The following is a 21,322-nucleotide window of genomic DNA, read 5'->3' on the forward strand; positions in this document are numbered from 1 at the left end:
GTCGCGAGTGTTTGCAGTGCGTTATTGCCCACCTGTGCAACTAATGAGGCGTCGGCAAGTTCCGGTGCAGGCGATGGCTTTGTTCTGATCTCGTTTCTCTCGGCAATTCCGATTGGAATACGATTGCCATTAAAACTTCCTTGTCCAGGCGTTGTGTGCGTAGTCGCAGCGCCATGTTAGGGGGAGTTCTGGAAAGACAAATATATATATTTATATCGCGTGTTTTGTGTTGTTGCGGGTTGTTGCGGGGCGGGGTTGAATTGTGGCCTTCCTTGGCAACAACTCTTAGTGCAGTGATTTAAATAAAGTCTTATTGAAATCAAGCTTAGGCAGTTAACAAGGTCACTATTAGTGATTGCTTAATAAAGAGGCTGCGCCGGCCCCGCTGAAGAGTCCTGCGCTTACCCGGTTAAACCAACTTTGCCCCTTGCCACTGCGCAGATACCGCGCCGCGCCATGAGCACCCAGCCCATAAGCCAACTTGCACAGCAGATCCAGCACGGTCCAGGTCGCAATCATGACCAGCAACTGCGTCAGGAACGGTTGCTCGGCATTCAGAAACTGCGGCAGGAAAGCAGCGAAGAAGAGAATGTCCTTCGGGTTGCTTGCGCCCAGGGCGAACGCACGCCCGAACAGTGCACGAAAGCGCGGCACCGGCGCCGCCTGGGGCACTTCTGCACCCACCGATGGCTGACGCGATTGCTGCCAGCTCTGCCAGGCGAGGTAGAACAGATACAGAGCGCCGACGATTTTCAGTGCGCTGAATAGCTGTTCCGACGCCAGCAGCAGCGCGCCCAGACCCAGCGCCGAGGCACTGAGCAAGCAGATCGAGGCAATCACGCCACCCAGGAACGCCGGGTAAGAACGGCGTAAACCGTAATTCAGGCTGTTGCTGATCATCAGCAAAGACAGGGGCCCCGGGATCAGGATCACCACCAGCGCAGCGCCGCTGAACAGCAGCCAGGTTTCTAGACTCATCACTTTCCTCCATTTGTGCAAAAGCCCCACCCGGCGGGGTGAGGCTGTTTTGAAACACTGTTTTTGAAACGTAGACGGCTTACAAGAAAATAAACTTGGCGATGAAGATCGCGCACAGCACCCACAGACTGACGGAAATTTCCTTGTGCTTACCGGTGAAGGCCTTCAGCACCACGTAAGTGATAAAGCCCAGCGCGATGCCATCGGCGACCGAGAAGGTCAGCGGCATCATGATCGCGGTAACGATTGCCGGAATGCTGTCGGTCGCTTCGTCCCACTCGATGTGCGCCATGCCACCCATCATCAGCATTGCCACATAAATCAGTGCACCGGCGGTGGCGTAAGCGGGAATCATGCCGGCCAGCGGGGCGAAGAACATGGCGGCAATAAATAGCACACCTACGGTCACGGCGGTAAGACCAGTCCGACCACCCGCCGCTACGCCAGCGGCACTTTCCACGTAACTCGTTACTGGAGGAACGCCGACCACCGCACCAAACACGCTGGAAGCACTGTCGGCTTTCATGGCGCGGGAGAGGTTTTCGATCCGGCCGTCAGCGTTCACCAGGTTGGCGCGCTGGGCGACGCCCATCAGGGTGCCGGCGGTGTCGAACATGTGCACAAAGAGGAAGGCCAGTACCACGCTGATCATGCTGACGTTGAACACGCCGGCGACGTTCATGGCCATCCAGGTGGGCGCCAGACTAGGCGGGGCTGACATGATGCCTTCGTAGTGGACAAGGCCCAGGCCCCAGCCCGCGAGGGTCACGGTGATGATGCTGATGAGAATCGCACCAAACACTTTGTGGTAACTGAGCACGGCGATCATCAAAAAGCAGATGGCGGCCAGCAGCGGACCGGGCTCGCGCAGGGAGCCGAGCTTGATCAGGGTGGCCGGGCTATCGACGACGATGCCCGCGGTTTTGAGGCCTATCAACCCTAGAAACAGACCCACGCCAGCGCCCATGGCATAACGCAAACTCACAGGAATGCTGTTGAGCAGCCATTCGCGAATCCGCGAAAAGGTCAGGAACATAAACAACACACCGGAAACAAACACCGCGCCAAGGGCGGTTTCCCAGTTGTAGCCCATGGTGCCGACCACGGTGTAGGTGAAGAACGCGTTCAAGCCCATCCCCGGCGCCAGGCCGACCGGCCAGTTCGCGTAAAGGCCCATCAACAGGCAACCCAGGGCCGCAGCGATGCAGGTCGCGACGAACGCGGCACCGTGATCGATCCCGGCGTCGGCCATGATGTTGGGGTTGACGAAGATGATGTAGGCCATGGTGATGAAGGTTGTCAGACCGGCAATCAGCTCGGTCTTCACCGTGGTGCCATGCAAGCTGAGTTTGAAGATGCGCTCAAGCAGGCCATTGCGTAACGGCGGCGAGAGTTCCAGCGTCGGGGCTTCGGATTTGCGGCTTTCCACAGCGAATACTCCTCAAGAGTTTTATTGTTATTTCCAGGGCCGGACCCATGAGGGTGGCAGCGGCCCTTTGAGGCACTTGCGAATTTGTTGACCGGTTGGTCAGGAACTCGCACGAAGTGGATTATGCTTTTGTATACAAATAAAGCAAATAATGTTTTTGATTTTGTAGACGAAAAGTTTGGCAATAGGGATATATCGCCGAGAGAGATGCTTTCGCGAGGGCGCTATCGCCGGTGTGCGGGCGAAAAAAAAACCGGCGATCGGCCGGTTTTTTGTTCGAGATTTGCGGTGTTGGTATTGGCCTCATCGCGAGCAGGCTCGCTCCCACAGGGGTTGAGGTGTTTACAAAACCTGTGGGAGCGAGCCTGCTCGCGATGGCGGCAGATCAAACAACCCAAATGAATCAGGCCGCAGCGAACCGCTTATCCAGATAATCAATAATCACCTTGGACTCATACATCCAGGTGGTCTGCCCATTCTCTTCAATGCGCAGGCACGGCACCTTGATCTTGCCGCCTTGCTCCAGCAGGGTCTGGCGATCCTGTTCGTTGTTCTTCGCATCGCGCAACGCCACCGGCACATTCAGGCGACGCAGGGTGCGGCGGGTTTTCACGCAGAACGGGCAGGCGTGGAACTGATACAGCGTCAGGTCCTTGGCGGCCGTTTCAACCTGAGCCTGGGCGGCAGCAGGGCGCTGCTTCTTGCCAGGGCGGGTGATGAAGTCGATGAAGATGATCAGTTGGCCAAGGCCGACACGAAGCGCTTTTACGAACACGGAATAAGCCTCACAGGGCGAACGGAAGGCGCGCAGCTTACCTGATTTTTCACAGGCGAAAAAAAACCGGCGATGAATGCCGGTTTTCTTCGTGTAACAAATTACTTGATCAGGCTGAGAAACTCGCTGCGAGTTGCCGCGTTTTCGCGAAACTCACCCAGCATCACCGACGTGATCATCGACGAATTCTGTTTCTCCACACCGCGCATCATCATGCACATGTGCTTGGCCTCGATCACCACCGCAACGCCCAGGGCGCCGGTGACTTGCTGGACCGCATCGGCGATCTGGCGGCTGAGGTTTTCCTGGATCTGCAGGCGGCGAGCGTACATATCGACGATCCGCGCGACTTTCGACAGGCCCAACACTTTGCCGCTCGGGATGTACGCGACGTGCGCCTTGCCGATAAACGGCAGCAGGTGGTGTTCGCACAACGAGTAGAGCTCGATGTCCTTGACCAGCACCATTTCGCTGTTGTCGGAGCTGAACAAGGCACCGTTGGTGACTTCTTCCAGTGTCTGTTCATAGCCGCGGCAGAGGTACTGCATGGCTTTGGCGGCACGCTTTGGCGTGTCGAGCAGGCCCTCGCGGGAGACGTCCTCGCCCAATTGGCCGAGAATCGCGGTGTAATTCTGTTCCAGGGACATGAAACTACCTGTGGGGATTTTCGCAAAGGGCAAGGGTACGGTGGCAAACACGGCGCTGCAAGCGTGAAGCGACAGCTTTACTCGTCGCGACCTTCCATCATGGTTCGTTTGAGCATCACATAAACCGCGCCGGCACCGCCGTGTTTCGGTTGGCACGAAGTAAAGCCGAGTACCTGTGAGTGTTGACGCAACCACGTGTTGACGTGGCTTTTGATCATCGGCCGCTTGCCGTCCAGACGCACGGCTTTGCCGTGAGTGACGCGCACGCAGCGGATTTCGAATTTGGTCGCTTCGGCCAGAAACGCCCAAAGTGTTTCCCGGGCTTTTTCCACGGTCATACCATGCAGGTCGAGGCTGCCTTCGAACGGAATCTGTCCGATCTTGAGCTTGCGTATCTGGCTTTCCTGAACACCGTCACGGGCCCACATCAACTCGTCTTCCGGACCGACGTCGATGACGAACTGATCGGACAGACCATCAACGGTAGTGGCATCGGTGCGAACGGTCGCGGCTTGGCGCAGCTTGGCGATTTGCGCGCGGTCGGCCTTGGGTTTACCGGTTTCGGCGCGATCGTGCTTGATCGGCTTGACGCCTTGGATCGCACTTTTGAACAGGGAAAAATCGTCGTCTTGCATGTCAGCCTCCGCGAAGGGCGGCCAGTTTACCCAAGTCGAGGCGCTATCCATAACAATTGAGGCCCGCCAAAATGCCGGGCCTTTAATTCAATCGTGTTTTTTCATCAGGTGCGGGGACATGTTCAGCTCTCGCGACTGGCGCGAACGGCGACGGCAGCGACGCCACAACCACACACCGATATAAAGCACGAACAGGCCAACCGCCAGAATGATCGCCGAGCCCAGCGGGCTGGCATTCAACTCGCCCAGCGCCGGGGGACGGCCGAGCAGACTGGCGGCGCCGGCCATTGCCAGCAACACACCGCACGTCGCCAGCAAGGCAGCAAAGGCTGCGCCGAATCGAAAACGCCAATTGCGTTGGCCCTTGGGCCGCAAGCGGCGTGCATCAAAACCATCGGATAACTTCATTCCGACCTTCCTCAATGGGTATCGGCCCTTCGACCGGGAGTTGTCCGGGTTGTTCCTGAGGCTAAGTCAATTGCAGCATATGAGAGGCTTTTGCGGATGAGCGGCGGTATTGACCGCTCTTCGAGGCCAATCAGATCAGTTCGTGAGTGAGCGCGAGGGTGGCGAAGTTGTCCGCCATGATCGCCATTTCTGTCTGTTGAACGTGCTCGGCAGTCAGTACGCCACCCTTATAGGGCAAATCGCGAGTCGCGCAGGCGTCTTCGACCAGGGTGCAGCGAAAGCCCAGGTTCTTCGCTGCACGCACGGTAGTGCTGACGCTGGAGTGGCTCATGAAACCGCACACGATCAGGTCCAGGGAGCCGAGTTCTTGCAGCCGATCGTACAATTGGGTGCCGTGAAACGCGCTCGGCAGCAGTTTGCCGATGATGGTTTCGTCCGTTTGTGGCTCCAGTCCCGGGATAAACTCACCGCGTTCACCCTGTGGATCGAACAGCCCGCCGACAGTGCCGAGATGACGCACATGCACGATCGGACGACCGGCTGCACGGGCAGCGGCCACCAGTTGCTTGATGTTCGCGATGGCAGCATCCATGCCGCTCAGGGCCAGCGGGCCGCTGAGGTATTCTTTCTGGGCATCGATGATGACAAGGGTCGCATGACCCAGATTGGCTGCTGCGTAACCGCGGCCGCTGAGTTGAAACATCGTTTTTGGAACGGACATTCTGGGGCTCCTTGGAGTGGGGCTTTTGCGACATTGTCCTCTGGCTGAGCGGTTCTGTGAATCGCTACTATCGTAGGCGCCGTCGTTGTTGGCGTGCAGCCTTGTCAAGATGCAGGTTTTGTTCAATAGCCAACAGCAAAAATGGATATGTCCTACATCTGATCCGCTGTTTTCCTGCGTCGTCGTGGCGCGTTTTGGCTGTTAGAATCGCCAGTCGTTTTTTCTGGAGTCTACCCCCGTGATCACTTCCCGCCTTCGTACCCTGCGTGACCATATCCGTTGGGCCGTCAGCCGCTTCCATGGGGAGGATCTGTTTTTCGGCCATGGGACCGACAACGCCTGGGACGAAGCCCGTCAACTGGTGCTGGGTGCCTTGCACTTGCCGTGGGAAATCGCCGACAGCTACCTCGACTGCAATCTTGAAGACGACGAGTTGGTCAACCTGCAGCGCATGCTCAAGCGTCGCATCGAAGAACGCATTCCCACCGCTTACCTGCTGGGCGAAGCGTGGTTTTGCGGCATGTCGTTCATCGTCGACGAGCGCGTGCTGATCCCGCGTTCACCGATTGGCGAGCTGATCGAAAAACGTTTTGAGCCGTGGTTGGGCGCCGAACCTGCGCGGATTCTCGACCTGTGCACCGGTTCCGGTTGCATCGGTATCGCCTGTGCCTACGAGTTCCAGAACGCCGAAGTGGTACTGGCGGATCTGTCGTTCGAAGCGCTGGAAGTGGCCAACCAGAACATCGAGCGCCATGGCGTCGATGAGCGGGTCTACACCGTTCAGGGTGATGGGTTTGGTGGTCTGCCGGGTCAGCGTTTCGACCTGATCGTGTCGAACCCGCCTTACGTCGATGCGGAAGATTTCGCCGACATGCCGGACGAATATCAGCACGAACCTGAACTGGGCCTGGCCTGCGGTGATGATGGTTTGAACCTGGTGCGACGGATGCTCGCCGAAGCGGCGGATCATTTGACCGAGAAGGGCTTGCTGATAGTTGAAGTGGGCAACAGCCAGGTTCACGTCGAGTCGCTGTACCCGGAAGTCGACTTCGCCTGGCTCGATTTCGAGCGCGGCGGGCATGGTGTGTTCATGCTGAGCGCGGAGCAGTGCCGCGATCATCAGGCACTGTTCGCTTCCCGCGTTTAACCCCGATCATTGTGGCGAGGGAGCTTGCTCCCGTTCGAGCGCGAAGCGGTCGCAAAACAGGCGACGCGGGTTAACTGGAAGATCGTGGTGTCTGATTTGAGGGCTGCTTCGCAGCCCAACGGGAGCAAGCTCCCTCGCCACAGTAAGTTGTTACCCACGCTTTACCGGTGCGTAGCAATCCAGATCAACAGCCCCGCCTGGAACACCGCAAACGCCACCAGACACGTAATGGCAAAACGCAGCCCGGCGTCTTCACGCTTGTACTTGCTGACCTTCTCTTCGTGTTTCTTCAGCTTCACTTCCTGCTCGGCCAGATTCTGCTCGGCCTGCTGAAGCATCTGCGCGGCTTCAAGGATTTCCACCAGTTGCAGCTTTTCGGTGTTCCAGTCACCCACCAGGTCTTCGACCTTTACTTCTTTGACGCTGCCTTTCAAATGCTGGGCGTCGGCGTAGACCACCTCAAAACCATGCACCTTCAGAAAGTGATCGCGACGCAGGCGCGTGTCTTCGTTCAACGCATCTTTATTGTTCAGATCCGTGCCGTCGACGGTGTAGCCGGGCCAGCGCTTTTTCGCCCAGGTGATCCCTTGAGCGGCCATGAACCGGCCGATGCCACGGTTCATCGGTTCAATCTGCAAGCCGCTTTCGGGCTCGAAATGCACACGTTTGGTGGTGTGATTGACCCACACGTCCAGATGATTCTGCTCTTTGCGCACGCGCTGGCCCGGCAACTTGATGCTCATGCGCATCAGGCTGTGTTCCTTGCTGTTGCGATCGGCGTAACCGAATTCGACAAAGCGCAATGGCCGTCCACCGGTATTGCGGTCGGTTTGCAGCGGCGCCAGACGGAGCATCTTGTGGTGCTCGACGTGGACATCCGCCCACGGCAGCTCGACCGCTGGCGGTGCGTCTTTTTCAGCAGTCGTGTCGGGTGAAGTCTGGGTATCAGTCATAACGGCGAGATCCTGTCCAAGCTCTGCTTGTCGCCAGTCATAGCGCTGGCGACAAAGGCTTATCGGCCGTTTTTTTCAGGACTGGAGGGTAAAACCCTCTTAACTGGCGCGAAGTCCGTCAATAAACCCGAGGATTCGCGCGCCAAGTTCGGCGGCCAGCGGCAATTGCGGATCCTTGTAAGAGGCCATTTGCCGTTTGACGTCGTTGGGCACGATGCGCATGACGTGGTTCATGCCTTCGATCAGCGCCAGTTCGGCGTCCGGTTTGGCCGCCTTGAGCATCCTGGCGTCACCGACGCCGACCTGGATGTCGTTGCTGCCCTGGATGATCAGCGCCGGCATCTTCAATTTGGCGAACGCCGCTGCCGGGTCCTGGCGGAACAGCGAAATCAGATACGGCTGCACGCTCGGGCGGAAGATCACCTGCAACTGCGGCGGCACGTTGTCGTCGGTGTGGCCGGCCTTGAGGCTGTCGAGCAGTTCATTGCTGCGCAGCATCAGTGGCGGTGGCAGACGATTGCTCAATTGTTGACGCAACACCTCATCGATCGGCCGGGCGCTGCCGGACATGGAGATAACTGCAGCGGCATCGACGCTGGGCGCCGCGAGGCTGGCGATCAAGGCGCCTTCGCTGTGGCCCAAGAGGATCAGCTGTCCAAAACGCGGATCGCTTTTCAGCTTGCGGCCCCAGGCCTCAGCGTCGGACACATAGGCTTCTACCGACAGATTGCGCTCGTCCGGCGTTGCCGCGAGGCTCGCCGCCACGCCGCGCTTGTCATAACGCACGCTGGCGATGTTGTGTTTGGCCAGCACCCAGGCCAGCCGCTTGAGGCTGTCGTTGCGTCCGCCGTCGGGGTTGTTTCCGTCACGATCCGTAGGACCGGAGCCGGAAATGATCAGGACAACCGGCACGGGATTGTCGGATTTCGGCAGCAGTAAAGAACCGAAAAGCTCCCCGGTGCCGGTATCCAACGTGATCGGGCGTTGCAGGACGGTGGCCTGGGCAAAGCCGGTAAACAGAGTAAGGCTCAAGACTAGAACTCGCAGCATCATCACGCCATCATTCACAAAGATGCCGGTTGGACTCGCAGGCACCCATAAGGTTCGAGGATGAACTACTTGGGTAGCCTGCGTATACTGGCGCGCATTACGTATTCAGGTTCATTTCACGGAGCGTCCTGCATGTCCGGCAATACCTACGGCAAGCTGTTCACTGTCACCACCGCGGGCGAAAGCCATGGTCCGGCGTTGGTCGCCATTGTCGACGGCTGCCCGCCGGGGCTGGAGATTTCCCTGGAGGATCTGCAGCGCGATCTGGACCGCCGCAAACCCGGCACCAGCCGCCACACCACGCAACGCCAGGAAGCCGACGAAGTCGAAATCCTCTCCGGTGTGTTCGAAGGGCGCACCACCGGTTGCTCCATCGGCTTGCTGATCCGCAATACCGACCAGAAGTCCAAGGACTACTCGGCGATCAAGGATCTGTTCCGCCCGGCCCACGCCGACTACACCTATCACCACAAATACGGCGAGCGCGATTACCGCGGCGGCGGACGCAGCTCCGCCCGTGAAACCGCCATGCGTGTGGCCGCCGGCGCGATTGCCAAGAAATACCTGGCCACCCAAGGCATCGTCATTCGCGGCTACATGAGCCAGCTCGGCCCGATCGAAATCCCGTTCAAGACCTGGGATTCGGTGGAAGAGAATGCGTTTTTCAGCCCTGACCCGGACAAGGTGCCGGAGCTGGAAGCCTATATGGACCAGCTGCGCCGTGATCAGGATTCGGTCGGCGCGAAGATCACCGTCGTCGCCGAAGGCGTGATGCCAGGCCTCGGTGAGCCGATCTTCGACCGTCTCGACGCCGAACTGGCCCATGCGCTAATGAGCATCAACGCGGTCAAAGGCGTGGAAATCGGCGCCGGTTTCGCCAGCGTCGCCCAGCGCGGCACCGAACACCGTGACGAAATGACCCCGGAAGGCTTCCTCAGCAACAACGCCGGCGGAATCTTGGGCGGCATCTCGTCCGGTCAGCCGATCGTTGCGCACCTGGCCCTCAAGCCAACATCGAGCATTACCACGCCGGGCCGTTCCATCGACATTCATGGCAACCCGGTGGAGGTCGTCACCAAGGGCCGTCACGACCCGTGTGTCGGCATCCGCGCCACGCCGATCGCCGAAGCGATGATGGCCATCGTGCTGATGGATCACCTGTTGCGTCATCGCGGGCAAAATGCCGACGTGCGCGTGAGCACGCCGGTGCTGGGTCAGCTTTAATGGCTGACCTTTACGCCGCAGCGGCCTGACGGCCGTGGCGGCGCTCCCGTACTGGCGGCTTTCCAGTTTCTATCTGTTCTATTTCGCCTTGCTCGGTTCGACCGCGCCGTTTCTGGCGCTGTACTTCGATCACCTGGGCTTTTCCAGCGCGCGCATCGGCGAACTGGTGGCGATCCCGATGCTGATGCGCTGCGTCGCACCAAATATCTGGGGCTGGCTCGGTGACTACACCGGCCGACGCCTGGCCATCGTGCGCTTCGGCGCGGTCTGCACGCTGCTGACGTTTTCGCTGATCTTCGTCAGCAAGACCTACGCCTGGCTGGCGATGGTCATGGCCCTGCATGCGTTCTTCTGGCACGCGGTGTTGCCGCAGTTCGAAGTCATCACCCTGGCGCACTTGAAAGGGCAGACGTCGCGCTACAGTCAGATCCGCCTCTGGGGTTCCATCGGTTTCATCATCACCGTGGTCGCGCTCGGCCGGATGTTCGAATGGCTGAGCCTCGACATTTATCCGGTGGCGCTGGTGCTGATCATGGCCGGCATTGTCGTCAGTAGCCTGTGGGTGCCCAACGCTCAACCGGTTCAGGGCGAGCGAATTGCCGGAGACGGATTTCTCAGGCAATTGCGCAATCCCGGTGTGCTGGCGTTTTACGGCTGCGTGGCGCTGATGCAAGTGAGCCACGGGCCTTATTACACCTTCTTGACGCTGCACCTTGAGCGGCTCGGTTACAGTCGAGGCGTGATCGGAATGCTCTGGGCGGTCGGCGTAGTCGCCGAAGTCCTGATGTTCCTGGCCATGAGCAAAATCCTCGCACGCTTCTCGGTGCGTCGGGTGCTGCTGGCGAGTTTCCTGCTGGCGGCCGTGCGCTGGTTGCTGCTGGGTTCGTTGGCCGAATTCCTTTGGGTGCTGCTGTTTGCCCAAGTGCTGCACGCCGCAACGTTCGGCAGCTTTCACGCCGCTGCCATCCAATTCGTGCAACGTAGCTTCGGTGCACGTCAGCAAGGGCAGGGCCAGGCGCTTTATGCCGCGCTGGCCGGCACCGGCGGCGCATTGGGCGCTTTGTATTCCGGCTATAGCTGGAACGCGCTCGGCGCCACGTTCACCTTTAGTATTGCAAGCCTCGCAGCCCTGGGGGCTGCCGTTATCATTGCCACACGTATGCAAGAGGACAGGCCATGAGCCTCACCCGTGAACACCTCGCCCAGGAAATCATCGACGCCGGGCGTTTTTTGTATGGCCGTGGCTGGTCGCCGGCCACCAGCAGCAACTACTCGACACGCCTGTCGCCGACCGAAGCGCTGCTGACCGTGTCCGGCAAGCACAAAGGCCAGTTGGGTCTCGATGATGTGCTGGCCACCGACTTGTCGGGCAACAGCCTGGAGCCGGGCAAAAAACCGTCCGCCGAAACCCTGCTGCACACCCAGCTCTACAGCTGGCGCCCGGAGATCGGCGCGGTGCTGCACACTCATTCGGTGAATGCCACGGTGCTGTCGCGCCTGGCGCCCGAAGCGTTCATCGAGTTCGAAGACTACGAACTGCAAAAAGCCTTCAGTGGCGTCTCGACCCACGAGTCCCGGGTGCGCGTGCCGATTTTCGACAACGATCAGGACATTGCGCGTCTCGCCGCCAAGGTGCAGCCTTGGCTTGAAGCCCACCCCGATTGCGTCGGCTACCTGATTCGCGGCCACGGCCTCTACACCTGGGGCGCGCGCATGAGCGACGCACTGCGGCAGATTGAGGCGTTTGAATTTTTGTTCGAGTGCGAGTTGAAGATGCGCTTACTCTTGAACCATAGAAGCTGAACCGTTAAGGAGTTGCCCTGATGAGCAGCCTGTCCGTTTACCACGTCTCAAGCCCTGACATCCCGAACAAGGTGCTGACCCATTTCGAAGACATCGCCTCGACCCTGGCCGAGCAGGGTGTGCGTTTCGACCGCTGGCAAGCCACGGCGAAAATCCAGCCCGGCGCCAGTCAGGAAGAAGTGATCGCCGCTTACCAGGAGCAGATCGACAAGCTGATGACCGAACGCGGTTACGTCACCGTCGACGTGATCAGCCTCAACAGCGACCACCCGCAAAAAGCCGAACTGCGCGCCAAATTCCTCGATGAACACCGGCATGGCGAAGACGAAGTACGATTTTTCGTCGCGGGCCGTGGGCTGTTCACCCTGCACATCGACGATTACGTCTACGCCGTGCTGTGCGAGAAGAACGACCTGATCTCGGTGCCGGCCGGCACGCCGCACTGGTTTGACATGGGCGAGCATCCGCATTTCGTCGCGATCCGTCTGTTCAACAACCCTGAAGGCTGGGTGGCCAACTTCACCGGCGAAGACATCGCCAGCCGCTTCCCGCGTCTTGAGGATTGAGCCGATGCCGATCAAAGTGATTCTCACCGACATCGAAGGCACCACCAGCGCGGTGAGTTTTGTGTTCGACGTGCTGTTTCCGTACGCCGCCAAACACCTGCCGGACTTCGTTCGCCAGCACGCCGAGCGCGTGGATGTGGCCGAGCAACTGGCCGCCGTGCGCCGGGACAGCAACGAGCCGGACGCCGACGTTGAGCGGGTGATCGAGATCCTGCTGGGCTGGATCGCCGAAGACCGTAAGGCCACGCCGTTGAAAGCGTTGCAAGGCATGGTCTGGGAACAGGGCTATCAGGCCGGGCAGTTGAAAGGCCACGTTTACCCGGACGCCGTTGAAGCGCTCAAGCGCTGGCATCAGGACGGTTTCAAACTGTTTGTTTATTCCTCGGGCTCGATCCAGGCGCAAAAGCTGATCTTCGGCTGCTCGGAGGCGGGGGATTTGTCGCCGCTGTTCAGCGGCTACTTCGACACCACGTCGGGGCCCAAGCGTGAAGCGCAGTCTTATGAGCGCATCACTCAGGCCATTGGGGTGGAAGCTGCGCAAATTGTGTTCCTGTCCGACATCGTCGAAGAACTGGACGCGGCGCGCGCGGCCGGCATGGCAACGTGCGGGCTGGCCCGAGAGGGCGGGCAGTTGGCGGGGCATGTGACTGTCGACAGTTTTGCGCGGATTGATCCTTCCACTTTCTAAGCCACGACGCCCATAACCTGTAGGAGCGAAGCTTGCTCCGGGCGGCGTTCCGACGAAGGCGTTGTGTCAGACGATATTAATGCTGATTGACACGCCGCCTTCGTCGGAACGCCGCCCGGAGCAAGCTTCGCTCCTACAAGGGCGGGATCGGTGTAGGTTCAGAAACTAAACAGGCCGTGGAGCGAAAGCTCTCACGGCCTGTTTGTTTGCAGCGTATTTATTTACACAACCGCAAGGTTCACGCCGAATGATAAGTCGGCAGGGCAAACCGTTGCTGGCTTTGCAGCATGGAGATCTGCGGCAGTTCGCTGGCCTGTTCGGCCAGGTCACGGCGAATCGCGCTGATCACCCACGACAGCTGATCGCCGGCATGCAATTGCTGGTACGAAATCGAACGCTTGAACACTTTGCCTTCGGTGCTGCGCAGGGTCAGCAGAATGCCACCGTCAGGACGTGACTGGGTGTTCACTTCGAAGTTGGAGAACAGGGAGGTAAATTTTTCTTGGATCAGGCTCATGTCTATCAGCTCCGTTTGCACTTGATTGGCAAGCATGGAGAGGTAGTTGCAGTGATTGTGCCAGCACCTGATATTTTTAAAGTCGTTATAAATCAATAAGTTATATTTGCAGTGTTTTTTTGCTTTCGTGCAATCTGCATGAATGGCCATCGTGCATCCTGCATTTTGCGAGATCGGACAATATTCGATGGAACCAACCACACCCGCTGAGGATCGCGATCTCGAATGCTCGGGGCGCGGATACAAATCATTTCAAAAACCGCGTGTACAGCTCAAGAACCGCTGACGTATTTTCGGACTCATAGACCGCCGCCCGACAATAAAAAGATCGAACGGGAGCAAGCATGAGCGACACGATCACCTGGGGCATGATGCTCCGCAAACTGCCTTCCATTGCCAAAGCCATTCCTCGCGTGGTGAAGGGCATGAAAGTCGCCAACGTCAAGGACCCGACCCAAGCGTGTGGCCTCGGCTGGACCTTCGAACAAGCGACCTTGCGCAATCCCGATGGCCCCGCGTTGCTGCAGGGTGACGTCGTGCTGAGTTATTCACAGGTCAACCAGTGGGCCAATCGCATCGCTCATCACCTGATCGCCGAAGGCATCCGCAAGGGTGATGTGGTGGCGGTGTTTCTTGAGAACCGTCCGGAATTGCTGGTGACGATATTGGCAGTGGCCAAGGTCGGCGCGATCAGCGCCTTGCTCAATACCTCGCAAACCCGCGACACCCTGGCCCACAGCCTGAATCTTGTGGCACCTGCGGCGATCATTGTTGGCGAAGAATTAGCCCCGGCCTTCAACGGAGTCCGCGAGCGGGTATCGATCGAGCCGAAACGCACCTGGTTCGTCGCCGATCAAGACACCTACCGTCGTCCCGGCAATGCGCCCGACGGTTTCATCAACCTGATGAGCGCCAGCGCCCAAGCGTCCAGTGAGAATCCGGCCAGCAGCCAGCAGGTTTTTTTCGACGATCCTTGTTTCTATATCTACACCTCAGGCACCACCGGATTGCCCAAGGCGGGTGTTTTCAAACACGGTCGCTGGATGCGCAGCTCGGCGAGTTTCGGCCAGATCGCCCTGAACATGCAGCCGCAGGACGTCGTCTATTGCACCTTGCCGCTCTACCATGCCACCGGGCTCTGCGTCTGTTGGGGCTCGGCGATCAGCGGCGCCGCAGGATTTGCCATCCGCCGCAAGTTCAGCGCCAGCCAGTTCTGGAATGACGTGCGCAAATACCAGGCGACCACCCTCGGCTACGTCGGTGAGTTATGCCGCTACCTGGTGGATCAGCCGCCCACTGCCGACGATAGCAAACACCGCGTGACCAAGATGATCGGCAATGGCCTGCGTCCCGGCGCATGGCGCGAGTTCAAGACGCGCTTTGCGGTTGATCACATTTGCGAGCTGTACGCCGCCAGCGACGGCAACATCGGCTTCACTAACATCCTCAACTTCGACAACACCATTGGTTTTTCCCTGATGGCCTGGGAGCTGGTGGCCTACGACCATGACAGCGGCTTGCCGATGCGTAATGCCAAAGGTTTCATGCGCAAAGTCGCCAAAGGCGAGCAGGGTCTGTTGCTGGCGAGAATCGACGACAAGGCGCCACTGGACGGTTACACCGATCCGCAGAAGACCGAAAAAGTCGTGCTCCACGACGTGTTCACCAAGGGCGACCGTTACTTCAACACGGGCGATCTGCTGCGCAATATTGGTTTCGGCCATGCCCAGTTTGTTGATCGGTTGGGTGACACTTACCGCTGGAAGGGTGAAAACGTCTCGACCACCGAGGTCGAGAACATTCTGCTGCAACACCCGAATATTTCTGAAGCCGTGGCGTACGGCGTCGAAATCCAGAACACCAACGGGCGCGCCGGCATGGCCGCGATCACACCGGCGGAATCCCTGGCGACGCTGGACTTCAGCGAACTGCTGGACTTTGCCCGCCAGCAAATGCCGGCGTACGCGGTGCCGCTTTTCCTGCGGGTGAAAGTGAAAATGGAAACCACCGGGACCTTCAAATATCAGAAGACCCGGCTCAAGGACGAAGCCTTCGACCCCGGCAAAACCGGCGATGATCCGATCTACGCCTGGCTGCCCGGCACCCAGACTTACGTGCAAGTCACTCCGCAGTTGCTGGCGGATATTCACGGCGGCGCTTTTCGTTATTGAAAGCCGCGCTATTGAATGTCGCTATGGCGACTCTTGAGAAAAAAGAAGTGACAGCCTCGGGGCTGCTCGGGAAACTGTCGGCTTTCCCGAATGACAGAAAGTGGAGTTCCCGATGTCAGACCAAAGCCGCCAGATGACCCCCGAAGAAGCCGCTGAATTTGCCGAACAGGTATTCAACAAAGCGCGCGAGGGCGATGCGGCCATGATGGCTGCGTTGCTGACCAAAGGCCTGCCGCCGAACCTGCGTAACCACAAGGGCGACACTTTGCTGATGCTCGCCGCCTACCACGGTCATGTGGAGACGGTAAAAGTGCTGCTGGAACACAAGGCCGACCCGGAAATCCGCAACGACAACGGCCAGAGCCCGATTGCCGGCGCCGCGTTCAAGGGCGACCTGGCGGTGGTCAAGGCGTTGGTTGAAGGGGGGGCGCAAGTGGAAGGCTCGTCTTTCGATGGTCGTACGGCGCTGATGATGGCGGCGATGTTCAACCGCGTCGAAATTGTCGATTACCTGATCAGCAAAGGTGCCGATCCGAAAGCCAAGGATGCCAATGGCGTTACTGCGCTGGATGCTGCGAAAACCCTCGGTGCCGTAGACACCACTGCGCAACTGCAAAAACTGCTCGGCTGAGAACGCGCATTTGTGGCGAGGGAGCTTGCTCCCGCTGGGCTGCGAAGCAGCCCCAAACCAGCGAGTGCGGTCTTCCTGAAAGATCGTATCGCCTGATATAGAGGGCCGCTTCGCGCCCCAGCGGGAGCAAGCTCCCTCGCCACAGGAAGCGCTCGCCACAGGTCCGCATTTCACGCTGGATGCGCTATCCTTCGCGCCCTTAAAATTCACTCGCTACAGGATCCGCCCCATGAAAGCCGCACTCGTCGAACTCATCACTAAAATCAGCTCCGGGTGCATGAGCGATGACGAAATCCTGAAAGTCGCTGATGAAGCGGCTCAGGCCTACGCCGACCCCGAGGCATTTCTGACGGCCAATCCGGATATCAACTACGACGACTCCTTCCCGATTCCACTGGGCGAGTGGGTCGTTGTCGGCAGCCTGCCGGAAACCGTGCTGTTCCAGGCCGACACTTACGTAGACCTGTTCGCCCAGATCGTCGCCTCGTTCGGCCCGGGCGTTGATTTCAACATCAAACCCAAGCAACTGGCCAAGACCGAAGCCCTGACCGCGCTCAATCGGATTCAGGTGCAGATGGGCAGCATGAGCAAGGAAAACGGCGGTTACACGCTGATGAACTTCAGCCAGCTGCTCGACGACGAACTGCAAGTGGTGCTGGTCTACGGCAACGACCTGCCGCGCGTGCTCGAGTTGTGCGCCAAGGTGGGTATCACCGCCGCGCCATCGCTCGAAGCCCTGAAAATTGCGGTCCACGTTTAAAAAGCGGAACCCTCGCAAGGCCCGGCTATCCTAAGAGTGCATACCACTCTTAGGGAGCGACATCATGGGTTCCACGTTCAACGGTCTGATTGGCCTGATCATTCTTGCCCTGGATATCTGGGCAATCATCAACGTGCTCAAAAGTGGCGCCGACACAGGGATGAAAATCGTCTGGGTGCTGCTGATCCTGCTGCTGCCGGTCCTGGGCCTGATCATCTGGGCCATCGCCGGGCCACGGGGCAACGTCCGGGTCTGAACACGCACCCAAAGCCATCACTTTTCCCCTGTGGGAGCTAGCCTGTTAGCGATAGCGGAGTGTCAGCCACAACTTTACTGACTGACACTCCGCTATCGCTAGCAGGCTAGCTCCCACAAGGATTGTGTCGACTCATCAAGTGACGTTCGACCTGTCATCTTCCGCAACGTAGAATGCGCGCCTTTCCCGGTCAATCGAGCCGCTCGATTGGCCATCATGGGCGGGTAACCGTCCGTTGCCACCGCATTCATCGGAGCACTTCCCATGAGCAACATCACCACCAGCGACTACCTGGAAACCCTCTACGAAGGCTACGGCCAGCGTTTTCGCATGGAAAAACTGCTGCACGAAGTGCGCACCGAACACCAGCACCTGGTGATTTTCGAAAACCCGCGCATGGGCCGGGTCATGGCGCTGGACGGCGTGATCCAGACCACCGAAGCCGACGAATTCATCTACCACGAGATGCTCACCCACGTGCCGATCCTGGCGCACGGCACCGCCAAGCGCGTGCTGATCATCGGTGGCGGCGACGGCGGCATGTTGCGTGAAGTGGCCAAGCACCGCAGCGTCGAGCACATCACCATGGTCGAGATCGACGGCACCGTGGTCGAGATGTGCAAGGAATTCCTGCCGAACCACTCCAAGGGTGCGTTCGATGATCCACGCCTGAACCTGGTGATCGACGACGGCATGCGTTTCGTCGCCACCACCACTGAAAAATTCGACGTGATCATTTCCGACTCCACCGACCCGATCGGTCCGGGTGAAGTGCTGTTCTCGGAAAACTTCTACCAGGCCTGCCGTCGCTGCCTGAACGAAGGCGGCATCCTCGTGACCCAGAACGGCACCCCGTTCATGCAGATCGAAGAAGTCAAAACCACTGCAGGTCGCCTGCGCAGCCTGTTCCCGGACTGGCACTTCTATCAGGCCGCCGTACCCACCTACATCGGTGGCTCGATGACTTTTGCCTGGGGCGCGACCAACACCGCCTATCGCAAGTTGTCCCGTGAAACCTTGCAACAGCGCTTCGCCGGCAGCGGCATCATCACCCGCTACTACAACCCGGAAATCCACATCGGCGCCTTCGCCTTGCCGCAATACGTGCTGCAAGCGGTGAACAAGCCAAGCAACGACTAAACTCAAGTTGTATGCACCCCCCTGTAGGAGCTGGCTTGCTAGCGATTGGATCGACGCGGTGTGTCAGACAAGCCGCAGCGTCTGCATCGCTAGCAAGCCAGCTCCTACAGGGACCGTGTTTTTCATGCTGCGGGCGGTAATCCGTGGGAACGATCAGTCAGGCCAAAAGTCCAGATGGTTGTAAGCCCATTTGCGGGTTTGTTCGAGGAGGCACTGATGCAAAAGTGGAAAATCACTTTCGTGGATGATCACGGTGAAACAGTCGATGAAGTCTTCGAGTGCGAGGAATGCCCGGACAACGAGCAAGCCGCCAAACTCATCAAGGACCGGCTCCTTCCTGTCGCCGCCAAACTGGATCTGAATGATCTGGAAGGGCGTACCGCTGATGCGAGCGTCAAAAGTCTCAAGACCCAGAACAGCATACAAATCCTCGGCATCACGCCAATCTGAATATCTCCTGTCTCAATCCTATCCAGGCCTTGGCAGCGCCTCTGTCTTGGGGCTACTCTGCAATCGAGATCAGCGAACGGATCGCTAAGGTCTGGTCTTGTCAGCTACATGCTTGCTTCCCACCGGCAATGTTGTTGCCGCATCGCTCGCACCAATCGGTTGCGAGCGCCGGGAATACGGAAAGTCTATCCATCAATATGAGGGGGACGTTTCATGAGCACAGCCTATCAAGAGGACATCAGCAGCAGCGTACTGCGCCGCATGAAAGAAGGCGGTTTCGACTTTTCACGATTCCATCCCATCGAGTTCTACGCCATTTTCCCGGACGAGGAGCGGGCACGCAGGGCGGCAGGGCAATACAAGGGTGAATCCTTGAACGCACAGATCAGTGTGCGCGATGACGGCGCATGGGCACTGGAACTGAGCAAAGTCATGTACGCCACCTACGATGATATCGGCGATTTCGAGCAGGATTTCGAGGCGGTGGTCGAGCCTCTGGGCGGCATCATCGAAGGATGGGGCGTCAAGCAGGAGGTACGAGGGCTACTCGCATAACCTTATGAACAGTGACAACGCTCAGCAACGGCTGGCCTTAGGGTTGGCCGTTTTCGTTTGTGGCGCTCAGAAAAGCCCCCTCGGCAAAACCCTGAAACAAGAATCCGGCGCAAAAAAAACCGCCTGAGCAGGCGGCTAAAGGGAAGTTCGTTCAGGTTTTGCAGCGGATGCGCGGATTATCCGCACGGCTGACGGGGCAGTGAAATCAACTCTGACTATGCTGGTGATAGGCGACAACGTCGCCTTGCAATGAAGCGGGGGCGATCAGCTTGGGGCGTTTGCTGCACAGGATTGGTGCGGTTCAAACGGCGTCATTATCCAACTGATTGATAACAAAGCGTTTCTGCCGATGGCACGGGCCTTGCGAAGCCTAGATGTCCGGGTGACAAGGAGTACGGCATGATCCGCACCTATTTTGATGAGATGTACGATGCCGGCGGCCAGGTCCGCCCGCATTATCGGGAGTTTGCCCGTTGGCTGGCCGAGACGCCTGACGAGCTCTTGGCACAACGGCGACGTGAGGCCGATCTGTTATTTCATCGCGCCGGGATTACCTTCACGCTCTACGGTGATGAGCAGGGCACAGAGCGCCTGATCCCTTTCGATACCATCCCGCGCAGCATCCCCGCCAGTGAATGGCGGATCGTCGAGCGCGGCTGTATTCAGCGGGTCAAGGCGTTGAACATGTTCCTCGCCGACCTCTACCACGAGCAGCGCATCATCAAGGCCGGCATCATCCCGGCCGAGCAAGTGCTGGCCAACGAGCAATACCAGCTGGCGATGCAAGGGCTCGATCTGCACCGCGATATCTATTCGCACATCTCCGGCGTCGATCTGGTGCGCGATGGCGACGGCACGTACTACGTGCTCGAAGACAACCTTCGTACACCCAGCGGCGTGAGCTACATGCTCGAAGACCGCAAGATGATGATGCGGCTGTTTCCCGAGTTGTTCTCGGCACAGCGCATCGCACCGATCGACCATTATCCGAACCTGCTGCTCGACACCCTGAAAAGCTCCAGCCCGATCGATAACCCGAGCGTGGTGGTGCTGACGCCGGGTCGCTTCAACAGCGCCTTTTTCGAGCATGCCTTCCTGGCGCGTGAAATGGGCGTCGAGCTGGTGGAGGGCGCGGACCTGTTCGTGCGTGACGACAAGGTGTTCATGCGCACCACGGACGGGCCGAAAGCCGTCGACGTGATCTACCGTCGCCTCGACGATGCGTTCCTCGATCCGCTGGCGTTCAACCCGGACTCGATGCTCGGCGTTCCAGGGCTGCTGTCGTCTTATCGCTCCGGCAATGTGGTGCTGGCCAATGCCATCGGCACCGGGGTCGCAGACGACAAGTCGGTGTATCCGTTTGTCACGGACATGATCCGTTTCTACCTGGATGAAGAGCCGATCCTGAAGAACGTGCCGACGTTCCAGTGTCGCAATCCTTCTGAACTGTCCCACGTACTGGCCAATCTTCCAGACCTGGTGGTCAAGGAAACCCAGGGCTCCGGCGGTTACGGAATGCTGGTGGGGCCGGCGGCGACGGCGGCGGAAATCGAGTCGTTCCGCGCGCGGATCAAAGCCAAGCCTCACGCCTATATCGCGCAACCGACGTTGTCCCTGTCGACCTGTCCGACCTTTGTCGAAAACGGCATCGCGCCGCGCCACATCGACCTGCGTCCGTTTGTATTGTCTGGCCGCGAAACCCGGGTTGTGCCCGGCGGTTTGACCCGTGTCGCCCTGCGTGAAGGCTCCCTGGTGGTGAATTCCTCACAGGGCGGCGGAACCAAGGACACCTGGGTGGTCGAGGATTGAAGGAAGCTT

The 21,322-nt window shown here is 58.8% G+C and carries 24 protein-coding genes; 14 read left to right on the plus strand and 10 right to left on the minus strand.

Annotated features, from left to right (window positions below):
• Positions 1-348: 348 nt before the first annotated feature.
• The 7 genes from ACA070_RS08825 to ACA070_RS08855 all read right to left on the minus strand — a co-directional run bounded on the left by ACA070_RS08825 (position 349) and on the right by ACA070_RS08855 (position 5,593).
• A complete protein-coding gene (locus ACA070_RS08825) occupies positions 349-978 on the minus strand; it encodes a LysE family translocator (RefSeq protein WP_497450819.1) in 630 nt (209 codons plus the stop codon).
• A gap of 79 nt (positions 979-1,057) precedes the next feature.
• A complete protein-coding gene (locus ACA070_RS08830) occupies positions 1,058-2,407 on the minus strand; it encodes an NCS2 family permease (RefSeq protein WP_042932677.1) in 1,350 nt (449 codons plus the stop codon).
• Positions 2,408-2,810: 403 nt separating this feature from the next.
• Positions 2,811-3,182 carry a glutathione S-transferase N-terminal domain-containing protein gene (locus ACA070_RS08835; protein ID WP_046047502.1) on the minus strand — a complete coding sequence of 124 codons (372 nt, stop codon included), beginning with the start codon at positions 3,180-3,182 and terminating at the stop codon, positions 2,811-2,813.
• Between the two features lie 101 nt (positions 3,183-3,283).
• Positions 3,284-3,829 carry a GTP cyclohydrolase I FolE gene (gene folE, locus ACA070_RS08840; protein WP_003204506.1) on the minus strand — a complete coding sequence of 182 codons (546 nt, stop codon included), beginning with the start codon at positions 3,827-3,829 and terminating at the stop codon, positions 3,284-3,286.
• 77 nt (positions 3,830-3,906) lie between these two features.
• Positions 3,907-4,464, minus strand: coding sequence for a Smr/MutS family protein (locus ACA070_RS08845; RefSeq protein WP_010456652.1), 558 nt, complete (start codon positions 4,462-4,464; stop codon positions 3,907-3,909).
• An 87-nt stretch (positions 4,465-4,551) separates the two neighbouring features.
• Positions 4,552-4,872, minus strand: a complete 321-nt coding sequence (locus ACA070_RS08850) for a hypothetical protein (protein ID WP_010456650.1) — start codon at positions 4,870-4,872, stop codon at positions 4,552-4,554.
• Between the two features lie 130 nt (positions 4,873-5,002).
• Positions 5,003-5,593 (minus strand): cysteine hydrolase family protein, encoded by a 591-nt coding sequence (locus ACA070_RS08855; RefSeq protein WP_497450820.1) that lies wholly within the window; start codon positions 5,591-5,593, stop codon positions 5,003-5,005.
• 238 nt (positions 5,594-5,831) lie between these two features.
• Between ACA070_RS08855 and prmB the strand changes: the two genes are divergently transcribed.
• Positions 5,832-6,740 carry a 50S ribosomal protein L3 N(5)-glutamine methyltransferase gene (gene prmB, locus ACA070_RS08860; RefSeq protein WP_497450821.1) on the plus strand — a complete coding sequence of 303 codons (909 nt, stop codon included), beginning with the start codon at positions 5,832-5,834 and terminating at the stop codon, positions 6,738-6,740.
• A 161-nt stretch (positions 6,741-6,901) separates the two neighbouring features.
• Here the strand turns inward: prmB and ACA070_RS08865 are convergent, their stop codons facing one another.
• Together ACA070_RS08865 and ACA070_RS08870 are read right to left on the minus strand one after the other, a co-directional pair.
• Positions 6,902-7,693: a hypothetical protein gene (locus ACA070_RS08865; RefSeq protein ID WP_497450822.1), complete on the minus strand. Its 792-nt coding sequence runs from the start codon at positions 7,691-7,693 to the stop codon at positions 6,902-6,904.
• A gap of 99 nt (positions 7,694-7,792) precedes the next feature.
• Entirely contained in the window at positions 7,793-8,746 is a 954-nt protein-coding gene (locus tag ACA070_RS08870) for an alpha/beta hydrolase (RefSeq protein ID WP_497450823.1), read from the minus strand.
• A gap of 129 nt (positions 8,747-8,875) precedes the next feature.
• Here ACA070_RS08870 and aroC point away from each other — a divergent pair, with 129 nt between their 5' ends.
• From aroC to mtnC, 5 genes are read left to right on the plus strand one after another with little or no spacing between them, the layout of a single operon-like run.
• Entirely contained in the window at positions 8,876-9,967 is a 1,092-nt protein-coding gene (gene aroC, locus ACA070_RS08875) for a chorismate synthase (RefSeq protein WP_131062445.1), read from the plus strand.
• A 34-nt stretch (positions 9,968-10,001) separates the two neighbouring features.
• Positions 10,002-11,147, plus strand: a complete 1,146-nt coding sequence (locus ACA070_RS08880; RefSeq protein WP_497450824.1) for an MFS transporter — start codon at positions 10,002-10,004, stop codon at positions 11,145-11,147.
• A complete protein-coding gene (locus ACA070_RS08885; RefSeq protein ID WP_497450825.1) occupies positions 11,144-11,770 on the plus strand; it encodes a methylthioribulose 1-phosphate dehydratase in 627 nt (208 codons plus the stop codon). The genes ACA070_RS08880 and ACA070_RS08885 overlap by 4 nt, the downstream gene beginning before the upstream one ends.
• 20 nt (positions 11,771-11,790) lie before the next feature.
• On the plus strand, positions 11,791-12,336 hold the full coding sequence (locus ACA070_RS08890) for a 1,2-dihydroxy-3-keto-5-methylthiopentene dioxygenase (protein WP_259150911.1): 546 nt from the start codon (positions 11,791-11,793) through the stop codon (positions 12,334-12,336).
• Between the two features lie 4 nt (positions 12,337-12,340).
• Positions 12,341-13,024 carry an acireductone synthase gene (mtnC, locus tag ACA070_RS08895; RefSeq protein ID WP_497450826.1) on the plus strand — a complete coding sequence of 228 codons (684 nt, stop codon included), beginning with the start codon at positions 12,341-12,343 and terminating at the stop codon, positions 13,022-13,024.
• A gap of 238 nt (positions 13,025-13,262) precedes the next feature.
• Here mtnC and ACA070_RS08900 read toward each other — a convergent pair whose 3' ends face one another.
• Positions 13,263-13,541, minus strand: a complete 279-nt coding sequence (locus ACA070_RS08900) for a DUF3509 domain-containing protein (RefSeq protein ID WP_131062449.1) — start codon at positions 13,539-13,541, stop codon at positions 13,263-13,265.
• 344 nt (positions 13,542-13,885) lie between these two features.
• Here ACA070_RS08900 and ACA070_RS08905 point away from each other — a divergent pair, with 344 nt between their 5' ends.
• The 8 genes from ACA070_RS08905 (at position 13,886) to ACA070_RS08940 (ending at position 21,313) form a co-directional block, all read left to right on the plus strand.
• Positions 13,886-15,712: a long-chain-acyl-CoA synthetase gene (locus tag ACA070_RS08905; protein WP_497450827.1), complete on the plus strand. Its 1,827-nt coding sequence runs from the start codon at positions 13,886-13,888 to the stop codon at positions 15,710-15,712.
• A gap of 112 nt (positions 15,713-15,824) precedes the next feature.
• On the plus strand, positions 15,825-16,343 hold the full coding sequence (locus ACA070_RS08910; RefSeq protein ID WP_438660701.1) for an ankyrin repeat domain-containing protein: 519 nt from the start codon (positions 15,825-15,827) through the stop codon (positions 16,341-16,343).
• A gap of 229 nt (positions 16,344-16,572) precedes the next feature.
• Positions 16,573-17,103 (plus strand): hypothetical protein, encoded by a 531-nt coding sequence (locus ACA070_RS08915; protein WP_497450828.1) that lies wholly within the window; start codon positions 16,573-16,575, stop codon positions 17,101-17,103.
• A 64-nt stretch (positions 17,104-17,167) separates the two neighbouring features.
• Positions 17,168-17,359 (plus strand): PLDc N-terminal domain-containing protein, encoded by a 192-nt coding sequence (locus tag ACA070_RS08920; protein WP_497450829.1) that lies wholly within the window; start codon positions 17,168-17,170, stop codon positions 17,357-17,359.
• 264 nt (positions 17,360-17,623) lie between these two features.
• A complete protein-coding gene (gene speE, locus ACA070_RS08925) occupies positions 17,624-18,499 on the plus strand; it encodes a polyamine aminopropyltransferase (protein WP_461957931.1) in 876 nt (291 codons plus the stop codon).
• Positions 18,500-18,715: 216 nt separating this feature from the next.
• The gene (locus ACA070_RS08930; protein ID WP_497450830.1) at positions 18,716-18,949 is read left to right on the plus strand and encodes a hypothetical protein; all 234 of its coding nucleotides are present in this window, start codon (positions 18,716-18,718) and stop codon (positions 18,947-18,949) included.
• A 213-nt stretch (positions 18,950-19,162) separates the two neighbouring features.
• The gene (locus ACA070_RS08935) at positions 19,163-19,504 is read left to right on the plus strand and encodes a ribonuclease E inhibitor RraB (RefSeq protein WP_131062456.1); all 342 of its coding nucleotides are present in this window, start codon (positions 19,163-19,165) and stop codon (positions 19,502-19,504) included.
• 399 nt (positions 19,505-19,903) lie between these two features.
• Positions 19,904-21,313: a circularly permuted type 2 ATP-grasp protein gene (locus ACA070_RS08940; RefSeq protein WP_017337349.1), complete on the plus strand. Its 1,410-nt coding sequence runs from the start codon at positions 19,904-19,906 to the stop codon at positions 21,311-21,313.
• The last annotated feature ends 9 nt before the right edge of the window (positions 21,314-21,322 follow it).

This window comes from Pseudomonas sp. LBUM1678, from assembly GCF_059695575.1.